20 protein-coding genes are annotated in these 22,968 nt (G+C 33.7%); 11 read left to right on the top strand and 9 right to left on the bottom strand.

Annotated elements, in window-relative coordinates; translation table 11 throughout:
* Window positions 1-42 precede the first annotated feature (42 nt).
* From N4T77_RS04940 to N4T77_RS04950, 3 genes are all read left to right on the top strand, one after another.
* The gene (locus tag N4T77_RS04940) at window positions 43-1,386 is read left to right on the top strand and encodes a nucleobase:cation symporter-2 family protein (RefSeq protein WP_261670630.1); all 1,344 of its coding nucleotides are present in this window, start codon (window positions 43-45) and stop codon (window positions 1,384-1,386) included.
* A complete protein-coding gene (locus N4T77_RS04945) occupies window positions 1,370-1,942 on the top strand; it encodes a xanthine phosphoribosyltransferase (RefSeq protein WP_261670631.1) in 573 nt (190 codons plus the stop codon). The genes N4T77_RS04940 and N4T77_RS04945 overlap by 17 nt, the downstream gene beginning before the upstream one ends.
* A 156-nt stretch (window positions 1,943-2,098) precedes the next feature.
* On the top strand, window positions 2,099-3,343 hold the full coding sequence (locus tag N4T77_RS04950; protein WP_261670632.1) for a GGDEF domain-containing protein: 1,245 nt from the start codon (window positions 2,099-2,101) through the stop codon (window positions 3,341-3,343).
* Between the two features lie 51 nt (window positions 3,344-3,394).
* Here the strand turns inward: N4T77_RS04950 and N4T77_RS04955 are convergent, their stop codons facing one another.
* On the bottom strand, window positions 3,395-4,603 hold the full coding sequence (locus N4T77_RS04955; RefSeq protein ID WP_261670633.1) for a DEAD/DEAH box helicase: 1,209 nt from the start codon (window positions 4,601-4,603) through the stop codon (window positions 3,395-3,397).
* Window positions 4,604-4,769: 166 nt separating this feature from the next.
* Between N4T77_RS04955 and N4T77_RS04960 the strand changes: the two genes are divergently transcribed.
* Window positions 4,770-5,750 (top strand): type I phosphomannose isomerase catalytic subunit, encoded by a 981-nt coding sequence (locus N4T77_RS04960; protein ID WP_261670634.1) that lies wholly within the window; start codon window positions 4,770-4,772, stop codon window positions 5,748-5,750.
* A 110-nt stretch (window positions 5,751-5,860) separates the two neighbouring features.
* Here N4T77_RS04960 and N4T77_RS04965 read toward each other — a convergent pair whose 3' ends face one another.
* The gene (locus tag N4T77_RS04965; protein WP_261670635.1) at window positions 5,861-7,138 is read right to left on the bottom strand and encodes an FAD-dependent oxidoreductase; all 1,278 of its coding nucleotides are present in this window, start codon (window positions 7,136-7,138) and stop codon (window positions 5,861-5,863) included.
* Window positions 7,139-7,385: 247 nt separating this feature from the next.
* Between N4T77_RS04965 and N4T77_RS04970 the strand changes: the two genes are divergently transcribed.
* From N4T77_RS04970 to N4T77_RS04980, 3 genes are all read left to right on the top strand, one after another.
* A complete protein-coding gene (locus tag N4T77_RS04970) occupies window positions 7,386-8,831 on the top strand; it encodes a DEAD/DEAH box helicase (RefSeq protein WP_261670636.1) in 1,446 nt (481 codons plus the stop codon).
* A 261-nt stretch (window positions 8,832-9,092) separates the two neighbouring features.
* Complete coding sequence (locus N4T77_RS04975) at window positions 9,093-9,263, top strand: zinc-ribbon domain-containing protein (protein ID WP_261670637.1); 171 nt, start codon at window positions 9,093-9,095, stop codon at window positions 9,261-9,263.
* Window positions 9,264-9,465: 202 nt separating this feature from the next.
* Window positions 9,466-10,332 carry an ATP-binding protein gene (locus N4T77_RS04980; RefSeq protein ID WP_261670638.1) on the top strand — a complete coding sequence of 289 codons (867 nt, stop codon included), beginning with the start codon at window positions 9,466-9,468 and terminating at the stop codon, window positions 10,330-10,332.
* 38 nt (window positions 10,333-10,370) lie between these two features.
* Here N4T77_RS04980 and N4T77_RS04985 read toward each other — a convergent pair whose 3' ends face one another.
* Complete coding sequence (locus N4T77_RS04985; protein WP_261670639.1) at window positions 10,371-11,303, bottom strand: DUF2935 domain-containing protein; 933 nt, start codon at window positions 11,301-11,303, stop codon at window positions 10,371-10,373.
* 541 nt (window positions 11,304-11,844) lie between these two features.
* Here N4T77_RS04985 and gdhA point away from each other — a divergent pair.
* The 3 genes from gdhA (at window position 11,845) to N4T77_RS05000 (ending at window position 16,010) form a co-directional block, all read left to right on the top strand.
* Window positions 11,845-13,212 (top strand): NADP-specific glutamate dehydrogenase, encoded by a 1,368-nt coding sequence (gdhA, locus tag N4T77_RS04990; RefSeq protein WP_261670640.1) that lies wholly within the window; start codon window positions 11,845-11,847, stop codon window positions 13,210-13,212.
* Window positions 13,213-13,395: 183 nt separating this feature from the next.
* Window positions 13,396-14,937, top strand: a complete 1,542-nt coding sequence (locus N4T77_RS04995; RefSeq protein ID WP_261670641.1) for a glycosyltransferase family 39 protein — start codon at window positions 13,396-13,398, stop codon at window positions 14,935-14,937.
* A gap of 92 nt (window positions 14,938-15,029) precedes the next feature.
* Window positions 15,030-16,010 (top strand): glycosyltransferase family 2 protein, encoded by a 981-nt coding sequence (locus N4T77_RS05000; protein WP_261670642.1) that lies wholly within the window; start codon window positions 15,030-15,032, stop codon window positions 16,008-16,010.
* A 28-nt stretch (window positions 16,011-16,038) separates the two neighbouring features.
* Here the strand turns inward: N4T77_RS05000 and N4T77_RS05005 are convergent, their stop codons facing one another.
* Window positions 16,039-16,578, bottom strand: coding sequence for a hypothetical protein (locus N4T77_RS05005; RefSeq protein ID WP_261670643.1), 540 nt, complete (start codon window positions 16,576-16,578; stop codon window positions 16,039-16,041).
* A gap of 83 nt (window positions 16,579-16,661) precedes the next feature.
* Entirely contained in the window at window positions 16,662-17,096 is a 435-nt protein-coding gene (locus tag N4T77_RS05010) for a cell wall hydrolase (protein ID WP_261670644.1), read from the bottom strand.
* Window positions 17,097-17,319: 223 nt separating this feature from the next.
* Between N4T77_RS05010 and N4T77_RS05015 the strand changes: the two genes are divergently transcribed.
* A complete protein-coding gene (locus N4T77_RS05015; RefSeq protein WP_261670645.1) occupies window positions 17,320-19,560 on the top strand; it encodes a bifunctional diguanylate cyclase/phosphodiesterase in 2,241 nt (746 codons plus the stop codon).
* A gap of 71 nt (window positions 19,561-19,631) precedes the next feature.
* On the opposite strand, the gene N4T77_RS05020 is transcribed toward N4T77_RS05015, so the two are convergent.
* From N4T77_RS05020 to N4T77_RS05035, 4 genes are all read right to left on the bottom strand, one after another.
* Entirely contained in the window at window positions 19,632-20,495 is an 864-nt protein-coding gene (locus N4T77_RS05020) for an SDR family oxidoreductase (protein WP_261670646.1), read from the bottom strand.
* Window positions 20,495-20,755, bottom strand: a complete 261-nt coding sequence (locus N4T77_RS05025) for a spore coat protein (RefSeq protein ID WP_261670647.1) — start codon at window positions 20,753-20,755, stop codon at window positions 20,495-20,497. The genes N4T77_RS05020 and N4T77_RS05025 overlap by 1 nt, the downstream gene beginning before the upstream one ends.
* 31 nt (window positions 20,756-20,786) lie before the next feature.
* Window positions 20,787-21,035 carry a hypothetical protein gene (locus tag N4T77_RS05030; protein WP_261670648.1) on the bottom strand — a complete coding sequence of 83 codons (249 nt, stop codon included), beginning with the start codon at window positions 21,033-21,035 and terminating at the stop codon, window positions 20,787-20,789.
* 299 nt (window positions 21,036-21,334) lie between these two features.
* Window positions 21,335-22,774 carry an IS200/IS605 family accessory protein TnpB-related protein gene (locus N4T77_RS05035; RefSeq protein WP_261670649.1) on the bottom strand — a complete coding sequence of 480 codons (1,440 nt, stop codon included), beginning with the start codon at window positions 22,772-22,774 and terminating at the stop codon, window positions 21,335-21,337.
* Between the last annotated feature and the right edge of the window lie 194 nt (window positions 22,775-22,968).

Below are 22,968 nucleotides of genomic sequence, written 5' to 3' on the forward strand. Positions count from 1 at the left end.
TATGATAGACAAATACTTTAGATCATAGAGGGAGATGGAAAGATGAAGAAGAAGGAAAATCACATTGAATTAATCTATGGAGTTGAAGACAAGCCTAAGATGTTAACACAAATTTTATTAGGCTTTCAACATATCTTTGCAGCCTTTGGTGGAATTATTGTTGTACCAATAGTTATTTCAGCGGCATTAGGTCTGGATGCAAAAACTTCAACAGCATTAATAAGTAGCAGTATTTTAATGGCAGGGGTTGCTACCTTTATTCAATCTAGAGGTATTGGACCAGTAGGTGCTAGAGTTGCCTGTGTTATGGGAACAGACTTTACCTTCGTAGCACCAGCAATTGTAGTTGGATCAAAATTTGGACTGGCAGGAATCTTTGGAGCAACAATTTTAGGCTCTTTTATAGTTATTATTTTAAGTTTTTTTGTTAAGCCTCTTATGAAATTATTCCCGCCAATTGTAACAGGAACGGTAGTATCTTTAATTGGTTTAACATTACTGCCGGTATCAATAGATTGGGCTGCTGGCGGTGTAGGAAGTAGCGATTATGGTAGTTTAAAAAATATTTCTATAGCTTTATTAATAATGATAATTACATTGTTACTAAATCACTATGGAAAAGGATTGATAAGCAGTGCCTCGATTTTAATAGGAATGGCTCTAGGATATGTTATCTGTATACCACTAGGTATGATAAACTTTTCATCTGTTAGTGAGGCAAGCTGGTTATCCTTACCTAAGATTTTTGGACATGGAATAAACTTTAACTTAAATGTTGTGTTACCTTTTATTCCAGCTTATTTTGTTACAATAATAGGAACAGTAGGATGTTTAAAAGCTATTAATGAGGTTTCAGAAATAAAATCAGAGGAAAAGGGTATAGGTGCAGGGGTTTTATCAGATGGAGTAGGAAGTATGCTAGCAGGATTCTTTGGAGCATTACCTAATACATCCTTTAGTCAAAACATCGGATTAATTCCGCTAACAAAGGTAGCAAGCCGTTATGTAACAATGATGGCTGGAATATTATTAGTTCTTCTAGGATTATTCCCTAAGTTTGCAGCATTAATAAATATAATGCCTCAACCTGTACTTGGTGGAGTTGGAATTGTTATGTTTGGAACAGTGGCAGCAGCAGGGATTGAAACTCTAAGTCGTGTAAAGATAAATAATCGTAACCTATTAATTATAGCTACATCTATTGGATTAGGGCTGGGAGTTACCTTTCGTCCAGATTTTATCTCACAACTTCCAGAAGGCTTAAAGATGATTTTCTCATCGGGGATTTCAACAGGAACAATAGCAGCACTAGTATTAAATTTAATATTAAAAGAAGAAAGCACAAAATCTTGTGAAATAGGTGATATAAATGAAAGCATTGCATAAAAGAATAAAAGAAGAAGGACAAGCATTATCCGAAAATGTATTGAAGGTGGACTCTTTTCTAAACCATCAAGTAGACCCAGAGCTTATGTATCAAATGGGAACTTATTTTAAAGATTATTTCAAGAACCATGGAATCACAAAGGTATTTACTATCGAAAGCTCAGGAATTGCTCCAGCAGTTATGACTGCTATGCAAATGAATTTACCGATGGTAACCTTAAAGAAAAAGACATCAAAAATCTTAAATGAAGATGTGTATCAGACTACCGTTCATTCCTTTACAAAGTCAGTAGATTATGAACTGACACTATCAAAAAAGTATATTAAAGCAGATGACTCAATACTAATTATTGATGACTTTCTAGCCAATGGAGAAGCTGCATTAGGAGCTGCCCGTTTAGTGGAGGCGGCAGGAGCTAAGGTTGCTGGAATTGGTATAGTAATTGAAAAATCCTTTCAACCTGGCCGTAAAGCTTTAGACAATAAAGGATATGATGTGTATTCATTAGCTAGAATTGCTAAGCTTGAAGAAGGAATAGTTGAATTTGTAGAATAATAGAAAAGATAGTGCCGTCTCTGGAGCAGAGTATGCTTCCGAGGCGGTTTTTATTTATAGATTAATCACCTATTAATGGTACCAATAATATAATGAAATATAGTAGAAAATTTTTTAGAGTAGATATGTAAAAAATAAAAGGAGTAGAGAGGAGTTATGAAAAGAAAGCATGGCATGTCAATTAGGTTAAGAATTATCACCATGTCCATAGCTATAATGGTTATAATAGCATCCATGTTTGTTTTTTTTCTATATATTTCAGCAGATGATATATTAAGACTAATTCCTAATAATGAAGTTTTATCTAAGCTATTAATTTCAGTTGCGTTATCCGTTGTCCTTTGTATAGTGGTATCGATCATAATAATAATTATAGGTTCAAATTATTTTGCAAGACCTATTTCAAGGCTAGCAAAGGAAGTAATAAAAAATAAGGACAAAGCAGGCAGGTTATATTTAGAGAAGAGTGGAATATCCGAAATAGATGAACTAACCACTGCACTAGAAGATATAAGTGGGGAGGTTTACGATTTGGCAGCTAGGTTGACAGAAATATTTAATCTAGTCGATGAAAGGATAGGCTGCTTTGAATATAATTTAAACACAGGAAAGACCTATCTAACAGATAACATTTTTAATATGCTTAATATTGAACATATTAACGGAGATAACTATATATCTAATGATGAATGGTTTGATATCTTAGGAGAAAAAATCTTTAAATCCATATTGCAGGAAAACAACCTTACCGTTGAGTATAAATTTAGTAATTCAGAGAACAGCATATGGATAAAAGTTAAATCAATAAAAAATAGAGAAAATCTTCTAGGCATTATTACCAATATAACCGATGAAGTAGAAGAGAGGAAAAAGCTTGAGTACGATAGAGATTACGACATTCTTACAGGTTTATATAATAGACGTGCTTTTAGAAGAATTGTAAGTGATATCATTGAGAAAGACCCTAAAAGCTTTGGGGCAATGATTTTTATGGATTTAGATAATCTTAAATATATAAATGATACCTATGGTCATGAAATAGGCGATAACTATATACAGTGCACAGCAAAGAATATATCAGTCTTTAAAGAAATTGGAGCAGTGATTTCAAGAATATCAGGAGATGAATTTGCAATATATATTCATGGCTTTACAGGTAAAGAAAGTGCCTTTGCACAAATAAAAGAAATTTTTTATAGAGAAAGTGAAAGATTTCAGCTTCCAGGAGGACTAGAGAAAGAAATAAAATGCTCTAGCGGCATAGCCTATTATCCTATAGATGGAGGCAATTACGATGAACTTATAAAACATGCAGATTTTGCAATGTATCAAGTAAAACATTCTGTAAAGGGAGGAATAAAGGAATTTGATAGAGATTCCTACCAAAGGGTTAAAATATGATTTTAGAGTGCAAAAACATTGTATTTGCACTCTAAAGTAATTGTAAGTTTGTTATTTAAACTTTTTTTTCTTTACGTCAGAATTTTTGTTAACATCTTTTTTAACAGCAGGCTTAGCTTTTCTAGGATCAACGAAAGTCCCTTTATAGATATCCTTATGCTGAATTTCTATATCAAGCTCCCTTTCATATTTCTTTATTAAAGAAAGTTCTTTCTCTGTGACAACAGAAACAGCACAGCCATACTTTCCGGCTCTTCCTGTTCTTCCAACTCTGTGTAAGTATTCCTTTGGGTCCTCTGGTAAATCTAAATTAAATATGTAGTTTACGTCTTTTATATCTAAACCTCTAGCAGCTATATCAGAAGCAACTAGAATTTGGATTTTTCCGCTTATGAACCCTTCCATAGCCTTCTTACGGTCTTCCTTTGATGCATTACCGAATATTCCATGAGCTGCAATATTGTGATGCTGAAGCTTCAGGGTAGTAAGCTGAGTCTCTTCACTTTTATTAATAAATACAATAGCTCTTTCTGGGCTTATAGCAGCTACTAGCTTTCTTAAAACTTCAATTTTATCCCTCTGTTCTGCAGCCAAGTATATGTGTGAGATGTTTGGATTTACAGAAGTTTTATCTGCAACCTTTATAACTTCAGCATCCTTCATCAAAGCCTTTGCTTCCTTAAGAGTTTCTTCCTTTATAGTAGCAGAGAATACCATAAGCTGTCTGTCTCTCATAGTAGTTTTAATTACATCTTTAACCTTAGATAGATTGTTTCTATCTAACAATCTGTCTCCTTCATCTATCACTATGGTTTTAACAGTGTGAGCACTTATCTTCTTCATTTTTATAAGTTCAAATATTCTTCCTGTTGAACCTACAATTATATGAGGCTTTTCCTTTAATTTTTCCACTTGTCTCTTAACATTAACCTCTCCTATTATAGCAGTTGAAGTCACTGGTATGCCGGAGTTATCAGCTAAAAGCTTTATTTGTCTATCTATTTGCATAACTAATTCATGGGTAGGTGCCAGTACTATTGCCTGCATTTCTCTTTTGCTGCTGTCTACCTTTTGAAATATAGGCAGCAGATAGGCTAGGGTTTTTCCGCTTCCTGTTTGAGATTCACCTATTATATCCTTGTTTTCTAGTGCTAAAGGTATTACCTTAGCTTGAATATCTGTAGGTTCCGTTATTTCTTCTTTTTTTAGTCCTTCTATTAAATTGGCATTAAGTCCTAATATGTCAAAGGATGTTGTCATATAGTTGTCTCCCCTTTAAGTTTAATTTTGGTAAAAACTTATCTCATTTTATACTTAGTATTTGTGTTTGTCAATGTTGTTATAAGCTTTCATAGGGAATTTGAAGAAAAGATTAAAAATATATATAATAGAGTATAGATATATAAATTAAAATTGGAGGACTGCTATGTATCCTATAAAATTTGAAAACTTATACTTTGGGAAAATATGGGGAGGAAGAGATTTATCATTATTCAGAGATAATCTTCCAGAAGGAAATATAGGAGAGAGCTGGGACGTTGCCTGTCACAAAAATGGAACAAGTGTTGTTGCAAATGGGGAACTTAAAGGAAAAAGATTAGACATTTTAATAAAAGAAAAGGGCAGTGAACTAATTGGAACAAAAATCTCTAAGGACTGGTTTCCTCTTTTAATAAAGCTTATAAATGCAAAGGAGAGTCTATCTGTCCAAGTACATCCTGACGATAAATATGGACGAGAAGTAGAAGGAGATATGGGAAAGACTGAAGTATGGTATGTAGTAGAAGCCTTTCAAGGGGCAAATATCGTAGTTGGAACAAAGGAAGGATGTACAAGGGATCAGTTTAAAGATGCTATAGAAACTGGAAACTTGGAGCCTTACATGAACAAAGTTTATGTAAAAAAGGGAGAGGTATACTTTGTTAAAAGTGGACTAATACATGCCATAGGTGAAGGAGTTATTATTGCGGAAATTCAACAAAATAGCGACATTACCTATAGAGTCTATGACTATGGAAGGGATAGAGAACTTCACATAGAAAAAGCTTTAGACGTAGTTGATTTAAGGCTAAGAGGAGAAAAAAGTACGGGAATCAAAATAGAAAATGAAGGCTTTGACAAAACCTACCTATGTTTATGTAAGGATTTTTGTATAGAACTGTATGACCTAAGAACTGAAGTAGAAGAAGCAAGTAATGAAGAAAGATTTTTTGTTTTCACTGTGGTAGATGGGAGTGGAGAAATAGCCTATGAGGGTGGACTTGAAAAACTTAAAAAAGGAGATAGTATTTTAATTCCTGCAGCTCTTGGCAAGTATACTTTAAGAGGAACTATGAAAGTATTAAAAAGCTATGTTCCAGATGTAGAAAAAGTGGAGAAAGAAATAATAAGTTTCATAAAAAAATAATAATACTATAAAAGTCATAAAGTTAACTTGAGCATAGTTATTATAGCAAAGGCTGATTGATATAAAAATTGAAGGCTGCACCAAAGCATGGTACAGTCTTCAATTTTGTTCTATACTAACTTTTTATCAAAAATATCAGACAGGCCTAGTCTATGGATTTTATCCTTAATCTCCCCATTATCCGTTGAGTATAAGCCAATCTTCTTCATTCTGTTAAAATACTCTGCTCCAGAAAAAGTATGTCTTATCCTATTGCCATTTTCAGTAGTCAGCCTGTAATTAGAATAAGAAATAATATCACCAATGACAGTTTCATTAGGTAAAACCAGCAAAGGCATCTTTGCAGCAAATCTTACTGCATTGTGACCTGCCAAGGAGCCTGTGCAAATAGCTTCGGTATGACCTATGAAGAAGCCAGACTTTTCACCGGCACAGAATAGGTTATCCACTCCAATTACCTTTAAGTCATTGGTTCTAGGAGCAGCAGCTAAATACCTTATGGAGTTACCCTTTCCGCCAGCATAAGGGTCCATAAATCGGACTTTTTCTAGACCAGGGATTTTTCTAAGCTTATCAATAGGATAGAAAGGACTCATAAGCTTAATGTGGCCAGTATCAAGTAATACTAAGTTTTCTGCAAATTGTTGTAGCGCATACTGCTGACATACCTTAATATTTAGTTTATCTGAGTTAACATCTTCAGGTGGAATTTTTAGCACCACAGAACCTTTTTCATCTAACTCTTTAATTAACTCATCAGATAAACTGTCCTTTGGTACTTCACAGGAACCACTAAAGGCACCAGGAGTTCCATCAACCCTCTCTGAATACAAGTCTGCTGCACCAGCCTTAGCACTTATGCTAACTCTTGAGCCAAAGGTAGGACATCTTAAAACACACATTACACAGCCATTTCCGTATTTAGAGCAGTTATCCATAGCACCAGTAGAACCGGTAGTGTCTATAAATACATCTCCCTCTATAAGGCTGCCATCTTGAAGCTTTATGGCTTTAATCCTCCTATTGTCCATTTCCACTGTAGCTGCTCTGGCAATTAAGTTAACTTCGATACCTAAATCTGATAAGTACTTTCGCACATCTGGCTCAACCTTACTTACATCATAAAGAGATGCATGGTTATGCTCAGGAAAGTCTATGTTTTTATGCCGAGCATTGGCATCCATAATCCGAATCAAGTCTCCTGCACCTAGGTTTATTAATTCCTCTGCAGCAGTATATCTTCCATTGTTTCTAAATATCCCTCCTACATTTCCAAGCCCTAATAATAAATCGGTTTTTTCATATAAGGCTACCTCAGCTCCTGCTTTTTTAGCTGTAATTGCAGCGGCACAGCCAGACCAACCCCCACCTACAATTATCACTTTCATAAATAACACCAGCCTTTCATTTTGAATGCTACTATCAGCATATTTAGAAATTGTAATTTTGTGACTGGTTTTAAAAATAATTATTGAAACTTTAGTGTTAATTAATTAGCTTCGCCTTTAATTTTGTACTATTTATATTATCTTTTGGGAAATATAATAATTAGATATATTAATGAAAAGAATGCTTTTATTAGAGAAAATTGTTATAATTTAAGTTCATAAGAAAATATAAGAAGGAGAAACAAGTATGACAAATTTAGAATTTAAAAGTTTCAATATAGATGAAGAAATCCTAAAGGCTATAGACCTTCTAGGTTATAAAAAACCTTCAGAAGTTCAGGAGCAGGTTATACCTTTAGCTCTTGAGGACAGAGATATCATAGTAAAATCCCAAACTGGAAGCGGAAAAACTGCAGCCTTTGCCATTCCTCTATGCACAAAAATAGACATAGAAGAAAGAGACTCCCAGGTATTAGTGCTTACACCTACTAGAGAATTAGCAATTCAGGTAAAAGAAGATATAACTAATATAGGAAGATTTAAAAAAGTAAGAGCTGCAGCTATCTTTGGTAAACAGCCCTTCGAATCACAGGTAAGAGAGCTAAAACAGAGAGTTCATATGGTAGTAGGCACTCCAGGAAGAACAATGGATCATATTGACAGAGGAACCTTAAGCTTAGATAAGATTAAATATTTAATCCTAGATGAAGCTGACGAGATGTTGAATATGGGCTTTATTGACCAAGTGGAGGCTATAATAAATAAGCTGCCTAAAGACAGAATAACTATGTTGTTTTCTGCAACTATGCCAGAGCAAATAGAAGAACTAGCCCGTAAATACATGATTAATCCTACTAATATTGAGATTGAATCTAAAACACTAAATAGGGAAAAAATTAAACAGGTGTACTACGAAATTGAAGAGGATAAGAAATTTAATCTTTTAAATAAAGTTATATACACAGAAAGACCAGATAGCTGTATACTGTTCTGCAGAACAAAAGATAACGTAGGAACCTTAGCTCAGAAAATGAAAAATAGAGGTTATTCTGTAAGTGCACTTCATGGAGGAATGCTTCAGAAGGAAAGAATTGATACTATTAGAAGCTTTAAGCGAGGGGAATTCAGCTTTTTAGTAGCTACTGATGTAGCAGCCAGAGGAATTGATGTAGAGGATATAACTCATGTTATAAATTACGATATTCCGCTAGAAAATGAAAGTTACGTTCATAGAATTGGAAGAACTGGTCGTGCAGGCAGCGAAGGAATGGCAATAACTTTTGTAACTCCTTATGAACATAGATTTTTAAGTGACATAGAAGAATATGTGGGATATAAAATAGAAAGAGCTGAGATGCCTTCTAATGAAGATGTAGAGCAGGGAAGAAAAATATTTGAGGAAAAGTCTAAGGTTAAGCCTAAGTTGAAAACCGACAAAAGTGCTAAGCTTAACAAGGAAATCATGAAAATATATATAGGTGCTGGGAAAAAGAAAAAAATAAGACCAGGAGATATAGTGGGGACTATTACCAGCATTGAAGGTATAACTGCAGATCATATCGGAATCATAGATGTTCAAGATAATGTTTCCTATGTGGATATATTAGATGGAAAAGGAAAGCAGGTGCTAGAGGCACTTCAGCATAAGACTATAAAAGGGAAAAGTGTTAAGGTTCAAAGAGCAGCAAAGTAAACTGAAAATTATTCAATAGATTAAAACAGAAATTTGCATCACCAAATAGATGGAATAGTAAATATTTCATAAATATGGTTAACGATTTTTAAAATATTATTTTATTATCTATTGCATAATAAATAGTGGTATGGTATTATGAATAAGTACTAGCGGTTAAAATAATCGCTAAGGAGATTTAATAATGGTGAACAACATGTCCTCGTTTTGAGAATTAGTTGTCAGTTTTAAATCTTAATTTTCAAAAAGGAGGAAATTAACATGGCAGATAAGAATTTAGTATGTAAAGACTGTGGTAAAGATTTCGTATTCACTGAGGGAGAGCAAGCTTTCTACAAAGAGAAAGGATTCGAAAACGAGCCACAAAGATGTGCTGATTGCAGAAGAGCAAAGAAGCAACAAAACAACAACAACAGAGGATTCAGAAGATAATAACATTTTGAATACTTTACCCTATAAGATTTAATCTTATAGGGTTTTTAGTTTTATATAACATTATACATCTTAATATAAATAAGCTGTTATCTAAGAAATAATTCTTTTTGGTAATTGTATCTACAAGTTACGATAATTTTCAAAGACAAAAAATTAAAAAAATGATATAATGATGTGGTCAAAAAGCGAGGTGTTAAAGATGAGTGATATTGCAGGAAGTGGTTGCGACGTATTAGTTCCCTTTAATGAAAGAAAGCCACTAGAGGAAATAGAACGTAGTATTACCAAGAGATATAAAAAACATATATGGTCAAAATTTATAAGAGCTATAAAGGACTACAAATTAGTAGAAGAGGGAGACAAGATAGCAGTAGCTGTATCTGGAGGAAAGGACAGCTTACTTATGTCAAAGCTATTCCAAGAATTACAGCGTCATGGCCAGATGAAGTTTGAATTAGAATTTATCGCCATGGACCCAGGATATCATCCAGATATAAAAAAACTTTTAATTGATAACTGTGAATACCTAAATATTCCTATTAACATATTTGAATCTGGTATTTTTGAAGTAGTAGACCGTATTGCAAAGGACTACCCTTGCTATATGTGTGCAAAAATGCGTCGTGGTTCGCTATATTCAAAAGCACAGGAATTAGGCTGTAATAAACTAGCTCTTGGACATCACTTTAATGATGTTATTGAAACTACATTATTAAATGTACTTTACTCAGGGAACTTTAAAACAATGCTTCCCAAATTAAGATCAACAAACTTCTCAGGATTAGAATTAATTCGTCCTCTTTACTATATTGAAGAGCAGAACATTCAGCGTTTTACACAAAATGCTGGTATATGGCCATTAAACTGTGCCTGCATGGTAGCTGCGGAGAAAATAGGAAACAAGCGCTATGAAATTAAGGACTTACTAGTTGAATTAAAGAAAAACTTTAAGGATGTAGAAAAGTCTGTATTCCAAGCAGCACAAAATGTCAACATGGATTCAATTTTAGGTTGGCAGAAGGACGGAGAAAAACACTCCTATTTAGATTTTTACGATGAAGAATAAAAAGGTGCCACCCAAGCTTAATTGGGTGGCGCTTTTATTTATACATTATGAACAGTACTAAATTCTCTAAGAAGTCTCAAATAATGATTTGCTTCTCTAGTTACATGGTCTGCCAAAAGTGGCAGCATAACAGATCTTATCTTACAATCTAGAATTCCTTCAGTACCCTGTTTCTTAAAGTTCCTCAATTCTGTAACTTCATTTAAGCTTTTCTTTGTAACTGCTGGGAATCTATTAGGTTCCTTCTTAAGGGAATTAACCTGCTTTTGAAGGGCGTCAAAGGTATTTGCAAAATCGTTAGCCTTTTGGAAAAGCTGTACCTCAGTTGGGTCTAGATATCCTCTTATAAATTTAGAATGATCTCCCATAATATCATTCCAAAGAATTTCCTGCTCAATCATTTCTCTAATACTGTCAATACCATCTTTATTCTCAAGTTTAGTAAGAAGCATAACGTAGAATTTAGATTCTTCTATTATATGATGAAGCATAGAAGGATAAGTATAGCTAAAGGCTTTACAGGTAGATATATTCTTTAACAGATTTGATTTAAATATTATAGCAGTATTTGTCCCTGATATTGCAGCCTTATTTAACATGGAAACCTGCTTTAACAGTTGTTTAGTTTGCTTTCCTTGGGTAGCAGCTGTTAAGTTAAGTTCCCTTTGAGTAATTCTAGTATCTATTGGTATACCAGTTAATGCTTGAGTCTGCTTTTCAGCAGGAAGTGTAAGCTTAGTCACAAATTCTCCAGAGGAGAGGGCTTCTTTTCCTATTATTCCATTTGCCAGTATTACTGTTCTAGCTAAGAGTTTTTCGAAGGTGTTTTTTAAGGCAACTAACTGACGGGATACTGTTATGTCTCTTGGAGGTAGAGAAGCTGCTGCGAAGATGGCATGCTCCTTTACAATTCTTAAGAAGAATAGATTTGTTTCTAGTGAGTGTCTTATATAATCCTTATCAGATAACATTATAATCTCCTTTATATTAATGATACTATCCACTTACTATAGTATGCTTTTCTGCATAAAGTTGTGACATTTATTTTTATAAAAATGCAGATTAATCCATAAAATGGAACATAATCTCCGATTTTATAGAGATTGTTACTAAAAATTATATTTAATTTAAAATATTAAATGTAAACGTTTTGTAAACAAGGTTAAATAATTAACAGACATATAATTCTGAATATTAAAACTAATGCATAGTGCTTTTTGGAAATGTTTTTATAAATTAAATAAATTACAGCAGTCCAATTGGAGTAGAATAAAGTCCATGTGAAAATTCTATAATTCAGTACCAAAAAATTCATAGTGAGGTTTAAGTTCTATTTGTAACACATAAACTACAGTGAATCTTTGATAAATTATTAATTAAGAAATTAAAAAAGATTAAAAAAAAAGAGAAGGATTAATTCAATAGTTATCGAATATAAATAGTGTAAAGAAACTTAGACATCAATTGTACAAATTTAATGATAAAATAAATTCATATATGGGGGTAAATAAAATGACAAATGTAAAAGTAAACTCAGCAGACTACATTAAAGAGGTCATTGAAAACGTTAAGAAAAGAAATGGCAATGAGCCAGAATTCTTACAAACTGTTGAAGAGGTTTTAGGATCACTTGCTCCAGTACTTGACAAACATCCAGAATACATCGAAGAAAATCTTTTAGAGAGATTCTGTGAGCCAGAAAGACAAATCATGTTCAGAGTTCCATGGGTTGATGATGCTGGAAAGTTACAAGTTAACAGAGGTTTCAGAGTTCAATTCAACGGAGCTATAGGACCTTACAAGGGAGGATTAAGATTCCATCCTACAGTTTACATAGGAATAATCAAATTCCTAGGATTTGAGCAAATATTAAAGAATTCCTTAACTGGTCTTCCAATAGGAGGAGGTAAAGGTGGTTCAGACTTCGATCCAAGAGGAAAATCAGATGCTGAAATCATGAGATTCTGCCAAAGCTTCATGACTGAACTTTACAGACACATTGGACCAGACGTTGACGTTCCTGCTGGAGACGTTGGTGTTGGTGGAAGAGAAATTGGTTACCTTTATGGACAATACAGAAGAATCAGAGGAGCTTTTGAAAATGGAGTTCTTACTGGAAAAGGCTTAACTTATGGCGGAAGCTTAGTAAGACCAGAAGCTACAGGTTTCGGAGTAACTTACTACTGTAACGAAATGTTAAAGCATGAAGGAGAAACTTTCGAAGGAAAAACTGTTGTAGTTTCAGGCTTTGGTAACGTTGCTTGGGGAGTTTGCCAAAAGGTTAGCGAGTTAGGTGGAAAAGTTGTAACGCTTTCCGGTCCAGACGGATACATCTATGATCCAGAAGGAGTAACTGGTGAGAAGATAGATTACATGGTTGAAATGTTAAGAATAAACAAAGGTGCAAGAATTAAAGACTATGCTGACAAATATGGCGTAGAATTCTTCCCAGGACAAAAACCATTCGGCGTTAAAGCTGACATAATAATACCATGCGCAATCCAAAATGATATTAAAATAGATGAAGCTAAGCAAATAGTTGCAAACAAAGTTAAATTTGTTTGTGAAGCTGCTAACATGCCATGTACAAATGAAGCAGTTGAGTACTTCCAACACAACGGCGTAATAGTAGGACCTTCAAAGGCTGCTAACGCTGGTGGAGTTGCTACATCTGCATTAGAAATGGCTCAAAACAGTGGAAGAATAGCTTGGACTGCAGAAGAAGTAGATACTAAGTTACACCAAATAATGGTTAACATCTACAACAACTGTAAGAAAGCTTCAGAAGACTATGGCTTTGGATACAACTTAGTTGCTGGTGCTAACATCGCTGGTTTCGTAAAAGTTGCTGAAGCTATGCATCAACAAGGAAACTACTAAAATTAAAATAGCGTAGAACCTTCTAAATTAAAGGGGCTGTTCATAGTGATTAAAAAAATCGCTAATGTAACAGCTCCTTTAGTTTATTTATAAAGGAATAGCTTTTAACTATATTAATGAATATAATTGAGCCCAGTTGTACAAAATAACAACTGGGTTAACTTTTGGAAAAGGAGTGCCGACATGAGAAGTACTGAATCAAATAGCCTGGATAAATTGCTGAGTTTTATTGAGAAATACTATTATGTATTTCTAATGCTTGTACTCTCCTTAACATTATTCAATCTTTTTTATTATCTAGGAGAAACCCCTATCTACAGCTGGGATGAGGCAAGACATGGGGTAAGTGCCTATGAAATGGTTAAAAATAATGACTTTATAGTAAACACTTACGGATATAAAAATGATTACTGGAACCTAAAGCCTCCTGTAAGCTTTTGGGCAATAGCCCTTGGTTATAAAATAGCAGGCTTCAATCCTTTAGGTTTAAGATTATTTTCTGCAGTTGCAGCTCTTTTAACTATATTTATAGCAGCAATGCTGGTGAAATATAAACATGGAGCAGCAGCTTCTTTAATCTGTGTATTAATTCTTACTACATCACCAAAGTATATTGTAATTCACAGTGCTAGAACAGGAGATGCAGATGCATTATTTGTGTTGTTTTTCACTGTAGCTATGATATCTATGATTTTAATAGAAAAAAATAGAAGATTTTTATATTTAGTAGGATTAGCATTTTCATTAGCTTTTTTAACTAAAAGCTGGCATGCCTTAAGCATAGCGTTAACAGGCTTTATTTATCTGCTTTTTACTAAGACTTTATTTAAGCTAAAGATTAAAGAATGGATTTTATTTATTTTAAGTTCCTTTTCTCCTATATTAATATGGGGGATTTTAAGATACAGCAGAGATGGTTTTGAATTTTTCAACATGATGATAAATTATGACCTTTTAGCAAGAACAAGCAGAACCTTAGAAGGACATATAGGAAATAAGTGGTTTTATGTTAATACATTAAGGTCCTACTATTCCATGTGGTTTGCAATTCTTATATTAGGTTTATTTATTTACTATATCTCAAATTCTGATTTAATAAAAAAGGATAAAATTAATACTGAAAAGAGAAATTATTATCTGGCGTTAGTTTTATGGATACTAGTTCCCCTACTAGCCTATTCAAAGGCCAGTACAAAGATATACTGGTACATATATCCAGTGTATATTCCTATAGCTATAGCAGTCAGCGGAATATGTGGTGCTTTAATAAGGGGAGTAAGACGAAATGCAGCAGTTCAACTAGCAGTGATTATATCCCTTTTAGTAGGGGCAGGCACCTATGAGACTGTAATTTTAAAGCACATTGTACAATTTAAAAATGACAGTAAAAGGGTAAATATTCAAAACATCCACTTGAGTGAGGATATAAGAGGTGCTGACGTTTATGTCTATTATGGTGCAGATGCAAAAATAAATGTGGGGCCTATTAGTGAAATGAAGGATTGGGAGCAAAGCGATTTGCTGTCTGCAGAGTTTTATTGGGATTTGATACCTAAGGATGGTGGTTTTAAAGCCTTTCTTAAGGATGGAGAAAACTCTGTTATATTAGTCCCTAAAAGAAAAGAGTTTACTAAGGTTATAGAAGATAATAAGCTTAGGGTTATATCTGACAGTGGCTCCATGTACATTTTGACCAAGAATAAAAGTTCTTTTACCAAAGAATAATGATAGTTAGGATAAAAACTTAGAGCTGTAAATTAATAATGAATGGAGGCACTGATTAAGTTTTTCTAAGTTTTCTTAACCAGCATATACTAATGGATGATAAGGCTTTAATTTCAGTAGTTGTACCTATGTATTATGAAGAAGAAGTAGCAGAGGAATGCTATAGGAGATTAAAGGAGGTTATGAATACTGCTGAGCTGGATTATGAACTCATATTTATTAACGATGGCAGCAAGGACAGAACTCTGGAAATACTGAAGTCTATAGCAAAGGAGGACAGAAAGGTAAAAATAATCGACTTTGCTAGAAACTTTGGTCACCAGACAGCAGTTACTGCAGGAGTTTTTAATTCTAAAGGAGATGCAGTTGTTATAATAGATGCAGATCTTCAGGACCCTCCGGAGCTGATTATAGACATGATTGATAAATGGAAAAGCGGCTTCGATGTAGTATATGCAAAGAGAAAGAAGAGAAATGGAGAAACTTTTTTTAAGTTATTCACTGCTAAGTGTTTTTATAAATTTCTATCCTGTATGTCAGAAATTGCAATACCTAGAGACACCGGTGACTTTAGACTTATGGATAAAAAGGTGGTAGAAGTATTTAAATCTATGCCTGAAAAAAATAGATTTGTAAGAGGAATGGTAAGCTGGGTTGGCTTTAATCAAAGTTATATTGAGTACGAAAGAGATGAACGTTTTGCAGGAGAGACAAAGTATCCTTTAAAGAAGATGTTGAAGTTAGCCTGTGACGGTATAATTTCCTTCTCCACTAAACCTTTAAGGGCAGTAACAAAGCTAGGAACTGTAACCATAGCTTTATCCTTAGCAATGCTGCTTTACTCAATAATTATGAAACTTGCAGGTGGAAGTCCCATTAACAGTTGGACTTTTATAATGGAAGGAATCATATTCTTTAGTGGAATACAGCTTCTATCTATAGGAATTCTAGGAGAATATGTAGCGAGAATATACGATGAGAGCAAGAACAGACCTCTGTTTATAGTAAGAGATATGATAAACTTTGGGGAAGAGGAAAAGCAGATATTAAAGGAAGTAAAACAAATATCTTAATAAAAGACCAGCAGTGCTGGTCTTTTACTTATGAAAGGATGCTTACAAATTTAATAGAATAAATATCACATAGTGTACGTCTATTTGTTTCTGGTTCTCCTATGATAATATAACTAATTCCAACCTTTTCCAAAACTCCTGTACGGTCTTGAAGAGTACCGGTTCCTAGAAGGAAGGTTACTAATACTCTTTTACCTACCTGAGTTCTTAAGTAGCCTTGAGTATATTCAGTGTCTAGAATAGTAGGTGAGCCTGGTGCAGTTTCGAAAGGTGAACCAGCAAAAGGTGCCTGAGGAGATTGAACACCAGTAGTTCCAGTACCAGGAGTCATGCCAGTACCAGGAGTCACACCAGTTCCCATACCAGTACCAGGAGTCATTCCAGCACCGCCGCTAGCAGGACCCATTTCAGTTCCTTGCATCATTTCATCAGCCATCATATCCTCTCCTTCATACATATTAATAGGTGTTCCAGTAGCTGCTGGAAACGAACCAGGAAATGAGCCAGGCATTATTGGAACAGCTCTTTGACAAGGCATCATGCAATTAAAGCAGTAATTTGGATACATAAAAATACCTCCGTGATAAATTTATAAAATTAAAGGCTCCGTAACTTTCTGTTTTTAAATTTAGTGATACAAATAGTAGTTAACTAGCTTTGAAAATAACTTGCTGTAGGATTATAGAAACAATGATTTTCCACCTTTACTTGAAAGGTTCCGTTTCCGTTATATGGGAAAAGATAAGGGCAAGGAGCATATGGGTTGAAGTACCATAAAGAGGACCCTACAGTAAATAATCTGTTACCAGCTAATGCCCAATCGGCAATATCATAATGTATTTGCTCTGGAGGATTAGCCCAAAGAGTCTGAGGATTAGCTACTCCACCAAGTACTGGACGGGTACAGTCAAACTGGCCTTTTTGATAGATTACATTTCTTACATTACCTTGACCTATTCTTTGATATTCACCGCCGGGCGTTCTTACTCTGTTCATTACAACAGAAGCAACGGCTTTCATGCCATTGTCACCTTCTCCACCGGCTTCACATTTTATAAGTCTTGCCAGCAGTTCCCTGTTATCCATTAAGTTATACACCTCATTAATTTTGCTTACACTATTATTTTATTTTACAGCACCGAAATGGTTACAAATATTACAAAAAATTATTAGTAAATTTTTAATAAATGCTTTTATGTACAAGGTAGCAAGAAGGTAAAACCTTGCATAGTATAAAATCACAAAGGGTAAGTGGTTACTAAGGAGGGAAAGGGGATAGCGCTCTATTGAGAAATGAGGGGATAAGAAAATGACAATGATAAATAAGACTGCTCATACCATTATTATAAGTACGTTGATTTTTATGCTAGTGTTATCTGGTATTTCTAATGAACTAGTATTTAAAAAATTTTCCCTATTGGAAAATAAAATTGTAGAGGAAAATATAAACAGGGCAAAATATGCATTAGATAGAGAAGTAAACAGCTTGAATACTAGTGCCAGCGACTGGGCAGCCTGGGACGAAACCTACGAATTTATCCAAAATAAGAATAAAAGCTATATTGACAATAATCTAGTAGATGATGTTTTTACTAATTATAAAATAAACTTTATGATTTTTATAAATGAAGATGGAAAAATTATTTACAGCAGATACTTTGATTTGAAAGAAGGTAAAAAAACAGAAGCACCAGCAGGTTTTGAAAATTACATTATTAGATTTTCAAATCTTACAGCGGTAGGAAACCAATCAGATAGGGAGTCAGGAACAATGGTCTTTGAAAAAACTCCTATAATGGTCTCCTCAGCACCTATTATAACCAGTAGTTTTTCAGGACCTGTCAAAGGAAGGCTAATTATAGGAAGATATCTTAATGAAAAAATAGTGGAAAGTATCTCTGAGGCAACAACCTTAAAGGTAACTTACAGCCTCTACAACAGCATGGAAATAGCCAATGATTTTAAAGAGGCCAAGCTATTCTTTGAAAAAGGAAATGAAAGCTTTACTCAGACATTAAATAAAGAAGCTATGGGCGGATATGCTCTGATAAAGGATATACAGGGAAAGCCTATTTTAATATTAAAGGTAGAGATTCCAAGAGAAGTCTATAAAGAAAGTATCAACACTAAAATATACTTCTTTGCACTGCTTATACTAGTTTTTGTAATAGGTGGTGCTGCAATACTGTGGATATTAAAATATAAAGTGCTGCTGCCAGGTATTAAACAAAAGCAAACGGAAGAAAAGCTATATCATGTAGTATATTTTGATCAGCTTACTGGGCTGCCAAATAGACTCTTATTTTTGAAGTGTATAGAGGATTTCGTTGCTACTGCAAAAGAGAATTCTGTAAGCATAGCTATTTTATATCTTGATATTAACAGGTTTAAAATAATAAATGATATTGAAGGCTATGATGCAGGCGATAAATTTTTAAGAGATTTAGCAGAAGAACTTCCTTCCTGTCTAGGAGAGGATATGATACTTGGAAGACTTGGTGAAGATGAGTTTGGTATATTGATGCCTAAGGTTAAAAGTGAGGAAGAAGTTCTGCAGCTGTGCGACAAGATAATAGCATCTATAAATAGAGATTGGAAGATTAGCAATAGAAACTTCAATATAGCAGTTTGTATAGGGATAGCAGTATATCCGCAGCATGGTGAGACTGCTCTCGAACTTCTAAAAAATGCTGATGCAGCTATGTACTACGCTAAGGAAAGGGGAAAGAACTATTATGAGTTTTATAAACCAGCCTTAAGCAGTAGAACTTTAAATCAGGTATCTATGGAGAACTCTATTATTAAAGCTATAAATAGAGAGGAATTTATTCTTTACTACCAGTCTCAAATTCGTATAGTAGATAACAAGGTAGTAGGGGTAGAGGCTCTTATAAGATGGCATAGCCCTGAACATGGAATTGTTCCACCGGACAAGTTTATACCTTTTGCAGAGGAAAACGGACTGATTGATTTTATTGACAGATGGGTTATGAAAACTGCCTGTCTTCAGAGCAGAAGATGGCAGGAATTAAATAAAAAGCCTATAAGAATTTCAGTAAATGTATCTAGTAAACAGTTTGAAGATCCGAAGTTTATAGAATATGTGAGAAATACAATAGATGAAACTAAAGCAGATCCTGCTTGGTTAGAAGTTGAAATTACAGAAAGTGCTCTTATGAAATATCCAGAAGAAACTATTAAAATTCTCAATGAATTAAAGAGCATGGGTATAAAAATAGCTTTAGATGATTTTGGTACCGGGTATTCATCCTTAGCCTACTTGAAAAAGTTCCCTATAGACAAACTAAAAATAGACAAGTCTTTTATAAGGGATATAACTCAAAATAAGGAAAACGAGGCTATAGTCAAGACTATAATTGACTTATCTAAGAGTATGGGAATTAAAGTAGTAGCAGAAGGGGTAGAAACAAAGGAACAATTAGAAATACTAAGGAAGCTTAACTGCGATGAGGTTCAAGGATATTTATTTAGTAAGCCAGTAGAAGGTATAGTTATTGAGGAAGCACTTATTGGAAGGGTTGAAAATTGAGTATAGGGACTGTAGGCTGGTATTTAATATTACTTTTATACCAGCCTGTTAAAATTAAAGACTAATTATATTTATCCGTTTACAATTTCTCCGCCGTTTACATGGATAGTTTGCCCAGATACATAGGTAGAATCACTGGAAGCCAAAAATACATAGGCACCAGCTAGCTCCACTGGCTGACCTGGTCTTCCGTAGGTTACATCTGAACCAAAGGTACCAACATCTTCTTCGCTGAAGGAGGCAGGAATAAGAGGAGTCCAAATTGGTCCTGGAGCAACGGCGTTAACTCTTATGTTGCGATTTGCCAAAGATGCAGCCATAGAACGGGTAAAGGTAACTACTGCACCTTTAGTAGAAGAGTAATCTATTAAAGTTTTACTGCCTTGGTATGCAGTAATAGAGGCAGTGTTAATTATAATACTGCCATCCTTAAAATGAGGCATAACAGCCTTTGTCATATAAAAAAGACTGAAAATATTTGTTTTAAAGGTTTTTTCAAGCTGCTGAGAGGTTATGTCCTCTATACTATTTTGAGGATACTGCACCGCAGCGTTATTCACAAGAATATCTATTTTGTTAAAGGCAGTTATAGTTTTTTCAACTGCTTCCCTGCAGAAGTCTTCGTTGCTTACATCGCCAGGTATTAATATACAACTTCGTCCTAATTTTTCTATAAGACTTTTTGTTTCTTCTGCATCTTGATGCTCATCAAAATAAACTATAGCTATATCTGCGCCTTCTTTAGCATAAGCTATAGCTACAGCCTTTCCGATACCGCTGTCTCCACCGGTAATTAAAGCTGCCTTATCCTTTAACTTATCAGAACCTTTATACTGAGGGTCGTCAAAAATAGGTCTTGGATTCATCAATGCCTCTACACCAGGCTGCTTATCCTGTTTTTGAGGAGGTATTGATTTTGGAAAGTTAGTATACATTATTGCAATTCACCCATCATTTTATTAGCATCATTTTTAGCTTTAGTAACATCAGCATCTGGAGCATCCTTTGTAGCGTACCAGCCCTTTTGCTTCATAGCATCAAATATTTTGTATTGAACATCTTCAACATTTTTAAAGTTGTTAACTAAAGTATCTCTAAGATTTTGACAGGAAGCTTCAGTTATTCCTGTGCTGTAAGCTGATATAACCTGTTTTTCACTAGTAAGTAAATCCTGCATTAAGTCTTTTTCTTGCATTATGTTTCCCTCCAATTAATTAAATTTTACGTTATTGATGAGAGTCTAAATAAGATTTAAGTGAAGTAAAGTTTTGTTTGTGAACATTTGCAGCTTGGTTGCATAGATTTTTTAAATTAGAGTCCTGGCACATTCCAGCAACTTCGTGGAACTTTTTGTTCATAAGTGCTTCATGATTTAATTGATCCTCTAAGACCTTTAAGTTATTGCTTTCTATTTGCATGTTGTTTGGCATAAATTTGACCTGATTTCTAAAACTATGACAAATTGACTTTTTCATAGTTTTTCATCCTACTCACTAAATAGGACGGTAGTATCACAGGATTCAACTACTAGGATTAAGACAATCATCTTAAAATCTCGCTTTACATCTAAGTAATGCCTTTGTTATTTTATACCTTAACAAAATCCTGCAAGATTACGGGTGTTACCCGTTCCTCAAGTATATTATTCCACCAAAGCCTTTCCTTCTAGGTGTACTTTGGCAGTTCTTAATATTTTAAAGGAAACTCCTTTTCGATTCCTCAAAGGAGTAAGCGACTCACACAAAATCAAAGATTTTGGTTCCCTGCTTAAGATTTATGCTATTCCTAATATTTGTTTCCTATTTACTATCCAAGAATCAGGGTTTTCACCTACCTTCCTTTTTATAATTTTATTTATATAACTCCATTTACTCCATTCATTCTTTTGATTGAATAGTTCAATGTTATCTATAAGCTTATCTTTTAATATCCTAGGTACTCTTTCTTTAAATTTATAACTTCTCCTGGCTATTACCATAGCAGCACCATTGTGGACTTCAATTCCATATTGATGGCAATATTTATATAATCCTATTTTACTTGTATACTGTGGTTTTATTTTAAGTAATTCTATGCCCTCTTTATAACAAGATGTTTCAATCATTGTCAGCAGTTTTGAGTATATAAATCCATGCTTTACTCTTGCGAATTTACGTTGAACATCTTTATCATTTTTGAATTTTAAGTTCTCAATAACTAATCCACAATTATAAGTTTTAGCTATTAAAACAACTTGCTTAACTAATTTACCGCATAAGTTTAATCTTCTATTACTTCTGGCATATAATAGTTCATGTTGTTTCAGGTAAGTATGCCATTTATAGTTACCTTTGTTGTCTATCATAGTTAAAGCTACACCATTTGGATTGGTATCTATACCTATAATCCCATTATGTCCTGTATATATTTCATCTGGCTTTGCTAACTCAAAGGTTATATGGCAATAATATTTACCTTTTTTCTTAATCATTTCTACTTGATAAGCTTCTCCAGTAGCTAAGTGATTTAAAAATAGGCTTCTATAATCAGTTCCATTTACTTTACCAGTCTTCTTTGATAATTTTTGTGGCAAATATATAGGAATTTCGATTTTTACTGCTCTATTATTCTCAGTTTTTTCAAGAGTAGATATTTGGAGATAACTCATCCCATTATTTATTATTACCCTTAAATTTGGATTACCCTTTTTAGTTTTATCTCCCCTTGAGTATATACGATTATTTCTACAAGACTTCCATCCCTCATTAGATATTAATCCTCTGCACCTTTTTAAAAACATTTGTTTAGTTCCGAAAACTACAGATGGAATGGAGTTAGTATTAATGAATTCCTTAAAATAGTTAGCTTTTCTTTGTCTTTTATCTAGCTTTTTAAGTAAAGCGATTCGTTTCTTTTCTGATAAGTTTTTCTTCTTATCCTTTAAAACATTTTGTATATTTGCAATCTTTTTAACGTAATTTTCATAGTTCATTTTTAATAATTCTTTTTGTGAAGCAATAGTTTGCCTTGCACTTTCTACTGCATCTTTTGCCTGTCTTATGTTAACATTGAACTTAGAAGCTACATCTTTTTCTAAAGCTCCAATTTTTTTACCCTCTAAGATTCTCTTAAAAGAGTATCTTGTTGCAGTAGAAAATACTAACATCATATTATCTATAACCTGAGTTTGTTCACTTGTTTCATTTATCAAAAGTGCTTTTATTGTTATTTTCAAAGCTTCTTACCTTACCTTCTTTTATAATTCTAATCATCATGCCATATTTGTTTACAGTATTTTCTGGATTTTTATTAATGCTAATATAGTTACTATTTTATCCACTTTAACATAATAATTATAAAGAAACCTATCGGTATTAAGATTTTTGTAATAGCATTTTTTATAAATAAATTTCTATAAGATGTATTTTG

The organism is Clostridium sp. CX1, assembly GCF_025398335.1.
In the GTDB taxonomy this organism is placed as follows: Bacteria; Bacillota; Clostridia; order Clostridiales; family Clostridiaceae; genus Clostridium_AM; species Clostridium_AM tanneri.